The sequence below is a fragment of the uncultured Deefgea sp. genome, assembly GCF_947072475.1.
GTDB lineage: Bacteria > Pseudomonadota > Gammaproteobacteria > Burkholderiales > Chitinibacteraceae > Deefgea.
This window is the reverse complement of sequence record NZ_CAMTIA010000005.1, coordinates 58,642-72,770: the sequence shown is the minus strand read 5'-3', so window position 1 is coordinate 72,770 and position 14,129 is coordinate 58,642. Positions and strand designations below refer to the sequence as shown.

Genomic DNA, 14,129 nt, shown 5'->3' with positions numbered 1-14,129 from the left:
AAAGCGAGCGCCTCTGCATCAAAAAATACAGAGAACATGGGTATATGCACATAAGGCTTATTCAAAAAAGTCTCTACGCAAATACCCACTTATTCAAACAAGGCATCGATATAATCTTTTGCCACAAATGGGCGCAAATCATCAATCGACTCACCAATTCCGATAAAGCGCAGCGGTACTGGGCGATTTTTGGCAATCGCCGCAATCACGCCACCTTTGGCAGTACCGTCGAGCTTAGTCAGCACTAAACCGGTCAAACCCAAAGCGTCGTCAAACGATTTGACTTGTGCCAAAGCGTTTTGCCCCGTATTGGCGTCCAGCACCAGCAAAATTTCATGCGGGCCGCTCGGATCAGCTTTTTGCACCACGCGTTTTACTTTTTTGATTTCTTCCATCAAATGCAATTGCGTCGGCAAACGTCCAGCGGTATCAACAATCACCACGTCGATGCCACGCGCTTTAGCCGCGTTCACCGCATCAAACGCCACTGCGGCGGCATCGCCCGATGCTTGCGCAATCACTTGCACTCCGTTGCGCTCGCCCCAAACCACCAATTGCTCACGCGCCGCAGCGCGGAATGTATCCCCGGCCGCCAACAAAACCGATAAATTTTGCGATTGGAAATACTTGGCTAACTTACCGATGCTGGTGGTTTTACCTGCACCGTTAACGCCAGCCACCATCAGAATAAATGGCTTGTGACCCGATACATCCAGCGGGACTTCTAGCGGTTGGATCAAATCAGTCAGACTGAGTTTAAGTGCCTCTTTAAGCTCGCCCGAATCTTTTAAACCACGCAGCGACACCCGCTCTCGAACGTCTTTTAATAAATGTTGAGTCGCATCGACGCCCATATCGGCGGTCAACAACACGGTTTCGAGCTCTTCATAAAGCTCTTCATCAATTTGGCCACCACCAAAAATACTGGCTAAACTTTTTCCTAATTTATCGCGAGTTTTTGCCAAACCCATTTTTAGGCGTTCAGTCCAAGATAATTTAGGCCGTTCTTGCGGCTGAGCTAAACCGATTGGCGGCACAAATGCATCAGCATGCGGTACAGGCTCCGCTTCTTGGGTAATCAAGGGTTCAATCGCCGACTCAACTGGCGCAGGCTGGATCTCAATTGCAGCAGCAACTGGCTCAATTGGTTCAATTGGTTCAATCGGTTCAATTTCTGCGATCGGTTCAACGATGACGGGGGTTTCAGGTAGAGAGGCTGGAGCGAGCGGCTCGGTTTCAATCACCGTAATTGGGGTTGCTGGCGCAATTTCTGCGACAATTTGCGCCTCTGGCGGCTTCTTTTTTTTAAAAAAACTAAACATGACGTTGGCGGCGATCCTACAAATCGAGGAAAATGGTTGATTATTTAGATTTTAACGCGGAGCGGCAATGTCAGCACAGCATAAAAATCAGGTTCGGGTGATTGGTGGGCAATATAAAAGCCGAATTTTAAAATTTCCGGACTCATTGGCGCTGCGTCCGACACCTGATCGAGTTCGTGAAACGCTCTTTAACTGGTTAGGGCAAGATTGCACCGGCATGATTTGTTTGGATCTTTTTTCCGGCAGTGGCGCGCTCGGTTTTGAAGCGGCTTCACGCTGGGCCAAAAAAGTCGTGATGATCGAAGCCGCAAAACCGGTGGTTGCTGCGCTCAAAAGCAATCAAGCTTTACTCGCAGCCGATCAAATTGAGATTATTTGCAGTACTGCCGAGCACTACCTCAGCCGATGCCAAGAACAGTTTGATCTGGTCTTACTGGATCCTCCGTTTGCCAGCACTTTGCTCGATGAAATTTTGCCGCAAATTGCCCAGCATCTTAGCCCTACAGCGCGGGTGTATATCGAATGCGCCCAATGGCCAGAGCTCAGCGATTGGGAGATTTTGCGCGAAGGCAAAGCCGGTACGGTCAAATATGCATTATTGTGCCGTGCATCAGGCCAATAAGATACTTTTTCCCACACAAAACACTTAGGGTTGTGGCTTAGGCCCGAAAGTGGGAAAATCCCCCACATATCGAATACTTGACTATTTTACTAAGGAATTGTCAATCATGGCACTTATTATTACCGACGAATGCATTAACTGTGATGTTTGTGAACCGGAATGCCCAAATAGCGCCATTTCACAAGGTGAAGAGATTTATGTCATCGACCCTAATCTATGTACTGAGTGCGTTGGCCATTACGATGAGCCACAATGCCAACAAGTTTGCCCAGTTGACTGTATTCCACTCGACCCAGAACATAAAGAAAGCAAAGAAGAACTTCAAGCCAAATATTTGATTATTTCAGGTCAAGCTTAAATAGTAATAATTTCAGATCAGCGGGCTTAGGCCCGCTTTTTATTTGCGATATGATGCGCAAAATTTCAGCGGCTTCCCCCGCAGCAAATCATCACACCAGACAATTTTTGCTTAACAACGCACAACCCTGTACTCAGGCCGCAGTGGTTTTAGGCCGCAGGAGAACAGAATGGGTTTTTATGATTTACGTGCCGAAATCGAGCAAATGCTCCTCATTGCACGTGCCTTGGTCTATACCGATCCTGCCGAAACCCTTCGATTAGCTCAATTAATTACCTTTCGCGCCCAAAGCATTAACGACGCTCGCGCCGAAACACAGGCCGCCTTACTGATTGCCTTGGCTTTTCGCGCAACACCCAGCGTCGCTGAAGGCGTGCGAGAACACATGGCCGAAGTGGCCAGTCAATTGGCTCAATATCATGCCGATGATGAAAGCTGGCTTGCCGCCATCGATTGCCACGCTGATGTCGCCTATGACATCGCCAACTACGCCAAGGCCATGGATTTATGGCTGCAACTTTTAAAGCGCTCAATCGCCAAACAATGGCCAGAAGGCGTGGCTCGTGCCTATATTGGGCTTGGCAAACTATTTTCTATTAGTGAAGACCCAGAGAGTAGCCTCGCCACCCACTTGAAAGTAGCACCACTACTGATGCAAATTAGCGACAAAAACCTGCATATTTGCCATCACATCAATGTTGCCGCAGCACAATTACATTTAAACCACGATACGGCAGCCCAATTGGCACTAGATCGTGCCGAAGCGCTGTTATTTGAACTGCCATTTTGTGAATTTGAACCCGAACTGCATTACTATCGCGCCCATTTATTACGCAAAGCCGGTCAGCAAGACTTGGCGAAACAACAATTAGAACGGGCGCTCGCTCTCAGTGCACGCAGTTGTAATCACTGGGGAAAAGTCGTCAATATGATTGCGCTCGGTGAGCTACATTTAGAACAACAGCAAACGCATGCCAGCCAATATTTTATGCAGCAAGCACTCGATACCGCGACCGAAATCCCAGCAAAATATCTAGTCCAATTAGCGCATGCCGGATTAGCCAAAAGCTACGCCGCCAGTGGCCAAACCGATTTAGAATTTACGCATTGGCAACAACACTTTGCCATTTACGAAGAAATAAAAAGTAACAACCAACGCCAGCAACTCAGTAGCAGCAAGTTAAGCGATTTACTGCGACACGTAGAGCAAGAAATCATCCCCAATTCATGCGATAACCAAGCGCATCATCAGCAATAACGGCGCTCAAAGCAGGCAAGACATGGCTGAGCACCGCGTCGCCCGCTCAATAAGCGCGTTTTAATAGCGATAATGCGCGGATTTATAAGGCCCTTCTTTCGGCACATTGATGTACGCCGCCTGCTCATCGGTTAAAACAGTCAGTTTGGCGCCAATTTTCTTAAGATGTAAACGCGCAACCATTTCATCCAAATGCTTGGGCAATACATACACCCCAACTGGATATTGCGCCAATTTGGTGAATAGCTCGATTTGCGCCAAGACTTGATTGGCAAAAGAATTACTCATCACAAATGAAGGGTGACCAGTACCACAGCCCAAATTCACCAAGCGGCCTTCCGCCAATAAGATGATGCGCTTCCCATCCGGAAACACCACATGATCCACTTGTGGCTTGATATTGTCCCATTCGTATTGACGCAAACTGGCCACTTCAATTTCAGAATCAAAATGACCGATATTGCAAACAATGGCGTTGTGCCGCATGCGCAGTAAATCGGCATGGGCAATCACGCTGACATTGCCCGTCGTCGTGACAAAAATATCCACTTGATCAGCCACATCCGCCAAAGTCACCACGCGATACCCTTCCATCGCCGCTTGTAATGCACAAATTGGGTCAATCTCGGTAATCATCACCGTTGCCCCGAGGCCGCGTAACGACTGCGCGCAACCTTTGCCGACATCGCCATAGCCCAGCACCAAGGCCACTTTACCGGCCACCATCACATCGGTCGCGCGCTTGATCGAGTCGACTAAGGACTCTCGGCAGCCATATAGATTATCAAATTTGGATTTAGTTACTGAGTCGTTGACATTGATCGCAGGAAAAGCCAATTTGCCTTGCTCATGCATTTGATACAAGCGATGCACGCCGGTGGTGGTTTCTTCAGTAACACCGCGAATTGCCGCCAAACGCGTTGAATACCATTTTGGATCTCGCTTAATTTTTTCTTTAATTGCGGTGTAGAGGACAGTTTCTTCTGCATTACTCGGCTGGCTGACAACACTCAGATCACTTTCGGCACGTGCGCCCAAATGCAATAACAAAGTGGCGTCGCCACCATCATCCAAAATCATATTGGCGTATTGTGGCTGGCCATTGGCGTCGTTAGGCCAATCAAAAATTTCATGAGTAAATTGCCAATACTCACTGAGCGATTCACCTTTAAAAGCAAATACCGGCGTATCGGTCGCCGCAATTGCGGCCGCAGCATGATCTTGGGTGGAGAAAATATTACAAGACGCCCAGCGTACCTTCGCCCCCAATGCTTGCAAGGCTTCAATCAATACGCCAGTTTGAATCGTCATATGTAAAGAGCCCGCAATGCGCGCCCCTTTGAGCGGTTGCTGGGCCTGATACTCATCTCGCACCGCCATTAAACCCGGCATTTCGGTTTCGGCAATGGTGAGCTCTTTACGGCCCCATGCTGCTAGCGATAAATCGGCCACTTTAAAATCGGTAAACTGAGTCATTGGTTTTCCTTTTAGAAATAAAAGCAAATCCAAGGTATAGCTATGCAGCCTTTATGAATAAAGACCTACATGGCTATACCATTACAGTACGTCAAGCTGCAGCCGCCGAAAAACCGACAACCGACCTGCTTAGGTGAATGGGTACACCCAAATAACAGCAGGTATGAAGGCGAGATGGCAGTAGAAACACCAGACTATTTTGCAGCTCTATGTAAGATTTGCAATGCACAATCGCCAGTTTCGCGACTTGCTTTTAGTTCTAGCAGAAATTCAGGGCAGGTGATGCTGGGCTCGATAAAACCATGCTCAGCCAAGAGGGCGGTATCCACCGCTTGCGCCAGTGCCCAGCAAGCTTGATGGGCAATCCAGCGAGAAGCATCTTGCATTAATAATGCAGGGGCTTCGGGATGATCGGCTTGTAAGCCATGTAATATTAACTCGCCACGCTCGTGGCTTAAGCGAACTAATCCGACATAACAACCGTCGTTTTCAGCCACAACTAATAAATCAGCCAAGCTTGGCTCACCCAGTCGGGCGGTATCGACATACGCTTTAACAGCAGCTAACTCAGCAGGACGAACTAAACGCGCAATAACGGTCATCGCTAAACTCCAAGCAAAAAAAAGAGGACGCCGCACTCGCCCCAATGGGCAGAGTGCGAATTCCTCTTTGTATCACTTTAAGCCAGCTGCCGCTTTGAGCTGTTCGACCTTATCAGTACGTTCCCAAGAAAAATCAGGTTCGTCACGACCAAAATGGCCATATGCCGCAGTGCGACTATAGATTGGGCGCAGCAAATCGAGCATTTTGATAATGCCTTTCGGACGCAAATCAAAGTTTTCTTTGATAATGTCGACGATTTGATCGTTTGGAATCACACCGGTATCCCAAGTATCAACCATGATCGACACTGGTTGCGCCACGCCGATGGCGTATGACACTTGCACCAAGCATTGCTTGGCAATGCCAGCAGCTACGATGTTTTTTGCCACATAGCGCATGGCATAAGCGGCCGAACGATCCACTTTACTTGGGTCTTTACCCGAGAAAGCACCACCACCGTGCGGCGCAGCGCCACCGTAGGTGTCGACAATAATCTTACGACCGGTCAAACCACAATCGCCCATTGGGCCGCCAATCACAAAACGACCTGTAGGGTTCACCAAAAATTTGGTATTGGCCGTTAGCCATTCTTTTGGCATCACTGGTTTGATGATTTCTTCAATCACCGCTTCGCTCAATTGCGCGTGCGATACATCTGGATGATGTTGCGTCGACAATACGATAGTATCGACTTCTTTCACTTTGCCGGTTTCGCCATCGTAACGCAGCGTCACTTGCGATTTCGCATCCGGGCGCAACCATGGCAAACGGCCATCTTTACGCAATTCAGCTTGGCGCTGCATCAAACGATGCGCGTAATAAATTGGCGCTGGCATCAATTGTGCCGTTTCATCGCACGCATAACCAAACATCAAGCCTTGGTCACCAGCGCCCATGTCTAAATCAAGGCCTTCGCCTTCATTCACACCTTGGGCAATGTCTGGAGATTGCTTATCGTAGGCCACCAAAACAGCACATGTTTTGTAGTCAAAACCGATGTCCGAATGATCATAACCAATACGCTTAATGGTATCGCGCGCGATTTGGATGTAATCGACATTGGCATGCGTGGTGATTTCACCCGCCAAAACCACTAAACCGGTATTGACTAAAGTCTCTGCCGCAACGCGGGCATATTTGTCTTGGGTGAAAATGGCATCCAAGATTGCATCCGAAATTTGATCGGCAACTTTATCAGGATGGCCTTCTGAAACAGATTCAGAAGTAAATAAAAAGTCTTTCATTCGTGTATTACCCTCGGTTACATGACCCCAAATGAGCCAATCGCAGCTACAATCAGGCCTTAAATCACAGTTTTCATCGAATTATGCTGCTTACGTTCTGCAAATTATTGGCTAAATTGCCGCTGCCCTTACTACAAGCGCTGGGTTGGTTGCTCGGCTGGCTTGTCTGGTGGGGCAGTGCCCATCATCGCAAAGTCCTGCGTAGCAACCTCACTCAAAGTGCGATTGCGAAAAATAGTATGGATTATACCCGATTACTTCGCTCAAGTATTCCTGAGCACGGCATCGCCGCCACCGAGCTGTTGGCGCACTGGATGCGGCCGATCCCTGAACTTTTGGCGCTGGTGCACGAAAAAACCGGTTGGGAACATGTCGAAGCGGCACTCAAAACCGAGCGACCGATTATTTTTGTTTCTCCGCATTTAGGTGCCCTAGAAATGGTTGGGGTATGTGTCGCTGGCTTAATTCCTAAAAAGCTTGCGCCGCTATACCGTCCACCTAAACAAGCTTATCTTGAACCATTGATGATTTACTCGCGCTCGCGCAGTGGTGCCGAACCTGCACCGGCCAATGCCTCTGGGGTGCGCGTGTTGCTTAAAACCCTCAAGCAAGGGGGTGTGGCTTATTTACTGCCCGATCAAGCCCCCGGCGGTGGTGAAGGCGTTTGGGCACCTTTTTTTGGTCGCCCTGCTTACACCATGACCTTATTGTCTAAATTAGTAAAATCGAGCAACGCCATTATTTTGCCGTGTTATGTCGAGCGACTAGGGATTGGCAAAGGCTATCGTTTTCATGTGCAACCGTTTGTTGGCGAGCTCAATGGTGACACTGAACATGACGCCACCGTCCTCAACCAAAATCTGGAAGACTTGATCCGCCAAGTGCCAGCGCAATATTTCTGGAGTTACAGTCGCTACAAACACCCAGCGGGCGCTCCTTTGCCGCCCGATGCCGCGTAACTTGCACTTATCTAAATCCATCCCAAATAACGCATCAGCACCGCCGCGATCGCCGCTCACAGGTAATAACGGCTTGGGATGGAGCGTATTTTTCAGCGCGACTTTGTCTACGCGCTGCTCGGAGTCAGTATGAAACTTAAACTCACCATCGCACTGCTTTGGCTACTGCATTTACTGCCATTTCGTGTAATGCAATGGATTGCGATTCCATTGGGATCGCTACTCTTTTTCGTCGTTAGTGGTCGGCGCAAAGTGGGCCTCATCAATTTGCGGCTATGTTTTCCGGAATGGACAGAAAACCAACGCCGCGCCGTGCTGCGCCAACATTTTATTCAAATGACCAGCACATTACTGGGCTACAGTATCTTGCTACACGGCAGTAAAAACAGGCTACGCAGACTGATACATATCGAAGGCTTTGAAAACTTCACTGCAGTTCAAGATCGGCCGATCATTATGTTGGTCCCGCATTTTTTAGGGCTCGATTTTGGCGGTATGGGTTTTATCATGGATCATCAAGGCAGTAGCATGTACGCCGAGCAGCGCGGTGTGTTTCATGAAATCAGTCTTAAAATCCGTTCACGCTACAATAATCCGCAACTGATTAAACGTAGCGCCGGCATCCGTTCGATTGTTCGCACTTTAAAATCAAAACTGCCGTTTTATTATCTGCCCGACCAAGATATGGGGCCGCAGCAATCGATTTTTGCACCGTTCTTTGGCATCCCCACCGCCACCTTGCCAATGCTAGGTAAACTCGCCGAAATGACCGATGCCGCTGTCGTACCGGTCATCACCACCATCGCCAAAGGCCATATGGTCTCACGCTACTACCCAGCTTGGGAGAACTTCCCGAGCGGCGATATGCTCGCCGACACCACGCGAATGAATCAATTTATCGAAGACATCGCCCGCGAACACCCTAGCCAATATTATTGGTTACATCGGCGCTTTAAAACCCGGCCTGAGGGCGAGGCGAGTTTTTATTAGGTCTGCCGCGATACACCCAACAAAAACGCATCAACGGTCAACCAAGGCCAATTTAATCCCAAATGAAATAAATAGCGCACCGATGAGTCGATTTAACCATTGACTCACTGCGCGGCTCGCTTGCAAACGCTGACTGGCCATGGCCGAGGTTACGGCAAGCAAATGGCACCACAGCATGCCATTTAAATTAAAAATACAACCCAAAATAATAAAGGCGAGGGCTTTATTTTCCGCTTGCGGGCTAATAAATTGCGGAACAAAAGCCAAAAAGAAAATCGCGACTTTAGGGTTAAATAAATTCGTCAACAAGCCCTGCACATAAATCCGCCGTAATGATAACGGCGCTAAAGTTTCATCAACAACAGCTGTCACTGCCGCAGTTTTACTCAGCAATAAACCAACGCCGATATACAACAAATAAATCGCACCGATATATTTCACAATTGAAAATGCAGTGGCCGAAGTCGCTAAAATTGCAGATAAACCTAAAGCCGCCGCAATAATATGCATCAGCGTACCGCTACCAATTCCCAATGCTGCAGCTGAGCCTGCGCGCCAGCCTTGCGCCGCACTACGCGTGACGATTAATAATGAATCAGGGCCCGGTGCCATATTGAGCAATAAACCCGAAATCATAAACAAGCCTAAATCATGAATACCAAACATTCATTTACCTTTGTCGATTTCTAAATGCAGATTCTTATCAATTTATCCACCCGTTCTTATTGGATACCGCCACCCACGCTCACGAATTTATCCAGTGAGTTGAGCGGCAGCACCCGACCCGTTGCAGACGCTCAGCCGGATTCGTCACGAGTGGCAGGAACGAAAGTGGGCTGCCGTTCAGTGGCCGGTTAATAATGGGGATGCATTATTAATGCCCTCATATAATATATAACGCTAAGCTCAGTGCTCTATTTTAGATAATAATTTTATTGAAAAATTTTCTCATAAAAACTATCTGATATTAAGCTAGAAGTAACATAATTATGTTGGAAGGACGTTTTTAAGATGGTTTAAATCAATCCCTCTAATTTTGTCAAAATATTCGTTGAATAGAGTCCTGCTAAAGCTCCTATTATGAGGCCGCCAGTGAAGTCTTCAACTGTTATTGCTTGAGATGAATCTGGCTTTCGAGCCGCAATTAGACTAATAACCAAACCTAAAATTATACTACCTGAAAAAATCTTCCAATCCATTGATAATACTTTTTCTGAAATCAATGTGTTTTTAATTGCATAGCCTAGTACTGCTCCTAGCATTCCCCCTGTTGGGACAGCAAAACCTGAAGGATAAAATGAAGTTCTTGTTGTTTTTGAACGAACATGAATTGCATCATCATCAACCTTATATGAAATCTTGAATGACAAATCCATACTTTTCTGACGAAGAAGATGAGGCGCTCGGAAGGAAAAAGGAAATGTAATTGTACTTCCAACAGGAAGTGAAGTGCCTCTAGAGAATGCTTTGACCTGTTCTTCTTCTAGCTTTGCCAATACTCTTCTTAATTTTCCTTTATTAATTGCGTATGCTTTTACTAAAAATGAATCATCTGTTACTAAACTAATTACCTCTTCCTCAAGCCTCTCAACATCCTCCCACTCATCAATTTTAAAAGCTTCCTCAGCCCAATATGGAGTTGTTGCTTGAAACCGTCGCTTTGAAAAAATTGAGGCATAAAAGTCGACAGCTTCAACTATAGACAGAGCTATTACTTCAGAAATTTTTTGGTTTTTTCTTCGATGTCGGCCATAAGCGCTTTCCACTGCGCTTTCAAGCTCTTTTATAAGTGTTCTTTTTTTGTCTTCTAACTCATTCAAATTAGAGGCGTTAAGAATGTCACTTAAAACAAGCTCTCTACCAGCCGAAAGGGTGTTTGCTACTTGTAGGTTAGAAATTGGTTTTCCTGATATGTTTGTAACACTCAACTCTACAGAGTACTCTTGGCTTCCATATAAATTTTCTAGTGCTGTAAGATTAATTGAAACACTTTCTGAGTCACTCATTTTCCATCTCTATAGCTGTAAATAATTATTGGTTATTTTTTATTAGTGCGTAGGTTGGGCTAAATGAAATGCAGCCCAACGTTTACCGCGATTGTTGGGCTTCGCAAGCTCAGCGCCAACCTACAATTCAATTTCCGCTTATGGCAGACTGCTGCCTGTCGTAGAGTTTAAACCCGTAAATCAAAGTGGGCTGCAATCCAAGTTTGGCTGTGGCTAAATTGGTAAGCTCGGTGGCGACGTTCGATGAGTTTGGGTGGATAAATTGAACAAGATTCCGCACTAAATCCAGACCCATACTAAAACATGCAATATAAATACCACGGCGATTAAAAACGACCACTTTCGCAAGGTCAATTTTTATTTTTAATCCCGAATATTTAATCCAATTTAAATACAGATTTTTAGCGCAAAAAAAATCCCGCGATAAACGCGGGATTTTTTACATCAATGGCTTAAGCTAATTGGCCATGACAATGTTTGTATTTTTTGCCTGAACCACACGGGCAAGCATCATTACGGCCAACGCCTGAGAATTGGATTTTTACCCCACTCTCTTCTTGCATCGCCGCCATTAAAGCTTCGCGAATTTGTTCTTCGTCGCCGCTGGCTAGAATTTCTTCTAATGCTTCGTGCGAAAATTGCATCGCTGATTCTGGCACTTCATGCTGCTGCACTTCAGGCACATCTTCTGGGCCACGAATTTGCACCGTCATAATCACTTTCAACACATTGCGCTTAATTGAATCGAGCAAGCTAGAGAACAATTCAAACGCTTCACGTTTGTATTCTTGCTTCGGATTTTTTTGTGCGTAACCGCGCAAATGAATCCCTTGACGCAAATGATCCAGCGCGGACAAATGATCGCGCCATTGCTGATCAACGTGCTGCAACAACACCGAGCGTTCAAAATGACGGAAGTTGGTTTCACCGGCTTGTTCAACTTTACTATCGTAAGCGGTTTTTGCTGCGGCCAAGACGCGCGTTTTCATCTCATCAATGGTCAAGGTGGTTTCATTGGCCACCCAGCCGGCGATATCCGCTTCGATTTGCATTTCAGCCAAGGCCGCTTGCAAACCAGCCGCATCCCACAACTCATCCATCGAGTTCGGTGGAATATATTGATCAAACATATCGGCAATCGCGCTATCGCGCATCGCGTTAATCGTTGCGGATACTTCTTCGCTTTCTAGAATTTCATTACGTTGGCCATAAATGGCTTTACGTTGCTCATTGGATACATCATCGTATTCCAGCAATTGTTTACGCATATCGAAGTTACGGCCTTCGACTTTACGTTGCGCTGACTCAATGGCGCGCGACACCATCCCCGCTTCAATGGGCTCGCCTTCTGGCATTTTGAGCTTGTCCATCACGTAGGCCACGCGATCACCAGCAAAAATACGCAATAGCGTGTCTTCGAGCGACAAGTAGAAACGGCTTGAGCCTGGATCACCCTGACGACCTGAACGACCGCGCAATTGATTATCGATACGGCGTGAATCATGGCGCTCGGTACCGATGATGTGCAAACCACCTGCGGCTAGCACGGCGTCGTGTTTAATTTGCCATTCGGCTTTCAAAGCAGCAATTTGCGCAACTTTGGCTGCGGCATCGAGTGATTCATCGTGCTCGATTTCTTTGATTTCACGCTCAATACTACCGCCGAGCACAATATCAGTACCACGACCGGCCATATTGGTGGCAATCGTTACTTGGCCTGAGCTACCGGCTTGCGCGACAATTTGCGCTTCTTTGGCATGGTGTTTGGCATTCAACACATTATGGGCAATGCCATCGGCAGTTAAAATACCCGAGAGTAATTCCGATTGCTCAATCGATGTGGTACCCACCAACGTTGGCTGACCGCGCTCGGCGCAGCCTTTAATATCAGTGATAATGGCTTTGTATTTTTCATTCGCGGTTTTAAATACTTGATCTTGTCGATCATCGCGCAACATATCCCGATTGGTTGGAATAATCACGGTTTCCAAACCATAAATTTGCTGGAATTCATACGCTTCAGTATCAGCGGTCCCGGTCATACCCGATAACTTGGCGTACATACGGAAGTAATTTTGTAAGGTAATGGTGGCCAGCGTTTGGTTTTCTTGCTGGATTTCAACGCCTTCTTTAGCTTCAACGGCTTGATGCAAGCCTTCAGACCAACGACGACCCGACATCAAACGGCCAGTATGTTCGTCAACGATAATTACATCGCCATCCATCACCACATAGTGCTGGTCTTTGACAAACAAGGTGTGAGCGCGCAATGCCGCATTCAAATGATGAATTAAATTAATATTGGCGGCGCCATACAAGCTTTCGCCAACCGGCAATAAATCCATTTCGCCCAAAATCGCTTCGACTTTCTCATGGCCAGATTCAGACATCATCACTGAATGGGCTTTTTCATCAACCCAATAATCGCCTTCGCCGTCTTCAGCCGTTTGCGCGATCAATTGTGCTGGAATGCCATTCATTGCCAAATACAAATCGGTATTGTCGTCAGCTGGGCCCGAGATAATCAACGGCGTACGCGCTTCGTCGATCAAAATCGAATCCACTTCATCGACAATGGCAAAGTTCAAACCACGTTGCACCCGCTCCGCCGGTGTAAACACCATATTGTCGCGCAGATAATCAAAACCAAATTCGTTATTCGTGCCGTAAGTGATATCAGATTCGTAAGCGGCTTTTTTGTCTTCATGCGCCATTTGGCCCAAATTAACACCACACGACATGCCTAAAAATTCAAATAGCTTCGCCATCGTATCGCGGTCACGCTTGGCCAAATAATCATTCACGGTAATCACGTGAACGCCTTTGCCCGACAATGCATTTAAATACGCGGCCAACGTGGCGACCAGCGTTTTACCTTCACCGGTACGCATTTCGGAAATCTTGCCTTGATGCTGAACCAAGCCACCAATGAGCTGAACATCAAAATGACGTAAACCTAAACTGCGCTTCGCACCTTCTCGGCACACCGCAAAAGCTTCGGGCAGAATTTGATCTAAGGTTTCGCCTTTTGCCAAACGCGCCTTAAATTCATCCGTTTTTGCGCGCAGCGCCTCATCCGACAAAGCCACCATCTGCGGCTCAAGCGCATTAATCTGCTTTACGATGACACCGTATTGTTTGAGCAAACGGTCGTTACGGCTTCCGAAAACTTTTTTAAGCAGAGTTGAAATCATCTTGTGCTACCAGCGTTTGGTCTTTTGCAGACTTTAGTTATAAATAAATACATCGGCGTTTTATCCAGCTATTAGGGCTATATGGTTGCAGGCTTAC

Annotated in this window: 13 protein-coding genes; 6 read left to right on the top strand and 7 right to left on the bottom strand. The window is 46.9% G+C overall.

Going from position 1 to position 14,129, the window contains the following annotated elements; all coding sequences use genetic code 11:
• Positions 1-89: 89 nt before the first annotated feature.
• The gene (ftsY, locus tag Q0V82_RS03355) at positions 90-1,322 is read right to left on the bottom strand and encodes a signal recognition particle-docking protein FtsY (protein ID WP_297572688.1); all 1,233 of its coding nucleotides are present in this window, start codon (positions 1,320-1,322) and stop codon (positions 90-92) included.
• A gap of 67 nt (positions 1,323-1,389) precedes the next feature.
• Between ftsY and rsmD the strand changes: the two genes are divergently transcribed.
• The 3 genes from rsmD to Q0V82_RS03340 all read left to right on the top strand — a co-directional run bounded on the left by rsmD (position 1,390) and on the right by Q0V82_RS03340 (position 3,560).
• A complete protein-coding gene (rsmD, locus tag Q0V82_RS03350) occupies positions 1,390-1,944 on the top strand; it encodes a 16S rRNA (guanine(966)-N(2))-methyltransferase RsmD (RefSeq protein WP_297572686.1) in 555 nt (184 codons plus the stop codon).
• A gap of 106 nt (positions 1,945-2,050) precedes the next feature.
• Positions 2,051-2,302, top strand: coding sequence for a YfhL family 4Fe-4S dicluster ferredoxin (locus Q0V82_RS03345; protein WP_173532981.1), 252 nt, complete (start codon positions 2,051-2,053; stop codon positions 2,300-2,302).
• A gap of 169 nt (positions 2,303-2,471) precedes the next feature.
• On the top strand, positions 2,472-3,560 hold the full coding sequence (locus Q0V82_RS03340) for a hypothetical protein (protein ID WP_297572682.1): 1,089 nt from the start codon (positions 2,472-2,474) through the stop codon (positions 3,558-3,560).
• A 60-nt stretch (positions 3,561-3,620) separates the two neighbouring features.
• On the opposite strand, the gene ahcY is transcribed toward Q0V82_RS03340, so the two are convergent.
• The 3 genes from ahcY to metK all read right to left on the bottom strand — a co-directional run bounded on the left by ahcY (position 3,621) and on the right by metK (position 6,883).
• The gene (ahcY, locus tag Q0V82_RS03335; RefSeq protein ID WP_297572681.1) at positions 3,621-5,036 is read right to left on the bottom strand and encodes an adenosylhomocysteinase; all 1,416 of its coding nucleotides are present in this window, start codon (positions 5,034-5,036) and stop codon (positions 3,621-3,623) included.
• Positions 5,037-5,230: 194 nt separating this feature from the next.
• Positions 5,231-5,638 carry a hypothetical protein gene (locus Q0V82_RS03330; RefSeq protein WP_297572679.1) on the bottom strand — a complete coding sequence of 136 codons (408 nt, stop codon included), beginning with the start codon at positions 5,636-5,638 and terminating at the stop codon, positions 5,231-5,233.
• Between the two features lie 72 nt (positions 5,639-5,710).
• Entirely contained in the window at positions 5,711-6,883 is a 1,173-nt protein-coding gene (gene metK / locus Q0V82_RS03325; RefSeq protein ID WP_226764555.1) for a methionine adenosyltransferase, read from the bottom strand.
• 83 nt (positions 6,884-6,966) lie between these two features.
• On the opposite strand from metK, the gene Q0V82_RS03320 reads away from it, so the two are divergent.
• Positions 6,967-7,842, top strand: coding sequence for a lysophospholipid acyltransferase family protein (locus tag Q0V82_RS03320; protein WP_297572678.1), 876 nt, complete (start codon positions 6,967-6,969; stop codon positions 7,840-7,842).
• 129 nt (positions 7,843-7,971) lie between these two features.
• Positions 7,972-8,832, top strand: coding sequence for a lipid A biosynthesis lauroyl acyltransferase (locus Q0V82_RS03315; RefSeq protein ID WP_297572676.1), 861 nt, complete (start codon positions 7,972-7,974; stop codon positions 8,830-8,832).
• Between the two features lie 30 nt (positions 8,833-8,862).
• Here the strand turns inward: Q0V82_RS03315 and Q0V82_RS03310 are convergent, their stop codons facing one another.
• Positions 8,863-9,498, bottom strand: coding sequence for a LysE family translocator (locus Q0V82_RS03310; RefSeq protein ID WP_297572674.1), 636 nt, complete (start codon positions 9,496-9,498; stop codon positions 8,863-8,865).
• Positions 9,499-9,522: 24 nt separating this feature from the next.
• Here Q0V82_RS03310 and Q0V82_RS03305 point away from each other — a divergent pair, with 24 nt between their 5' ends.
• Positions 9,523-9,690: a hypothetical protein gene (locus Q0V82_RS03305; RefSeq protein ID WP_297572673.1), complete on the top strand. Its 168-nt coding sequence runs from the start codon at positions 9,523-9,525 to the stop codon at positions 9,688-9,690.
• A 158-nt stretch (positions 9,691-9,848) separates the two neighbouring features.
• Here the strand turns inward: Q0V82_RS03305 and Q0V82_RS03300 are convergent, their stop codons facing one another.
• Together Q0V82_RS03300 and secA are read right to left on the bottom strand one after the other, a co-directional pair.
• Entirely contained in the window at positions 9,849-10,838 is a 990-nt protein-coding gene (locus tag Q0V82_RS03300) for a hypothetical protein (protein ID WP_297572672.1), read from the bottom strand.
• A gap of 452 nt (positions 10,839-11,290) precedes the next feature.
• Positions 11,291-14,032 (bottom strand): preprotein translocase subunit SecA, encoded by a 2,742-nt coding sequence (gene secA, locus Q0V82_RS03295; RefSeq protein ID WP_297572670.1) that lies wholly within the window; start codon positions 14,030-14,032, stop codon positions 11,291-11,293.
• Between the last annotated feature and the right edge of the window lie 97 nt (positions 14,033-14,129).

What these genes read in the sequence shown, in the direction of transcription:
- Q0V82_RS03345 (WP_173532981.1), top strand. Translation starts at nt 2,051, where the DNA reads ATGGCACTTATTATTACCGACGAATGCATTAACTGTGATGTTTGTGAA.
- Q0V82_RS03340 (WP_297572682.1), top strand. Translation starts at nt 2,472, where the DNA reads ATGGGTTTTTATGATTTACGTGCCGAAATCGAGCAAATGCTCCTCATT.
- Q0V82_RS03330 (WP_297572679.1), bottom strand. Translation starts at nt 5,638, where the DNA reads ATGACCGTTATTGCGCGTTTAGTTCGTCCTGCTGAGTTAGCTGCTGTT.
- ahcY (WP_297572681.1), bottom strand. Translation starts at nt 5,036, where the DNA reads ATGACTCAGTTTACCGATTTTAAAGTGGCCGATTTATCGCTAGCAGCA.
- secA (WP_297572670.1), bottom strand. Translation starts at nt 14,032, where the DNA reads ATGATTTCAACTCTGCTTAAAAAAGTTTTCGGAAGCCGTAACGACCGT.
- Q0V82_RS03300 (WP_297572672.1), bottom strand. Translation starts at nt 10,838, where the DNA reads ATGAGTGACTCAGAAAGTGTTTCAATTAATCTTACAGCACTAGAAAAT.
- Q0V82_RS03310 (WP_297572674.1), bottom strand. Translation starts at nt 9,498, where the DNA reads ATGTTTGGTATTCATGATTTAGGCTTGTTTATGATTTCGGGTTTATTG.
- rsmD (WP_297572686.1), top strand. Translation starts at nt 1,390, where the DNA reads ATGTCAGCACAGCATAAAAATCAGGTTCGGGTGATTGGTGGGCAATAT.
- ftsY (WP_297572688.1), bottom strand. Translation starts at nt 1,322, where the DNA reads ATGTTTAGTTTTTTTAAAAAAAAGAAGCCGCCAGAGGCGCAAATTGTC.
- metK (WP_226764555.1), bottom strand. Translation starts at nt 6,883, where the DNA reads ATGAAAGACTTTTTATTTACTTCTGAATCTGTTTCAGAAGGCCATCCT.
- Q0V82_RS03315 (WP_297572676.1), top strand. Translation starts at nt 7,972, where the DNA reads ATGAAACTTAAACTCACCATCGCACTGCTTTGGCTACTGCATTTACTG.
- Q0V82_RS03305 (WP_297572673.1), top strand. Translation starts at nt 9,523, where the DNA reads ATGCAGATTCTTATCAATTTATCCACCCGTTCTTATTGGATACCGCCA.
- Q0V82_RS03320 (WP_297572678.1), top strand. Translation starts at nt 6,967, where the DNA reads ATGCTGCTTACGTTCTGCAAATTATTGGCTAAATTGCCGCTGCCCTTA.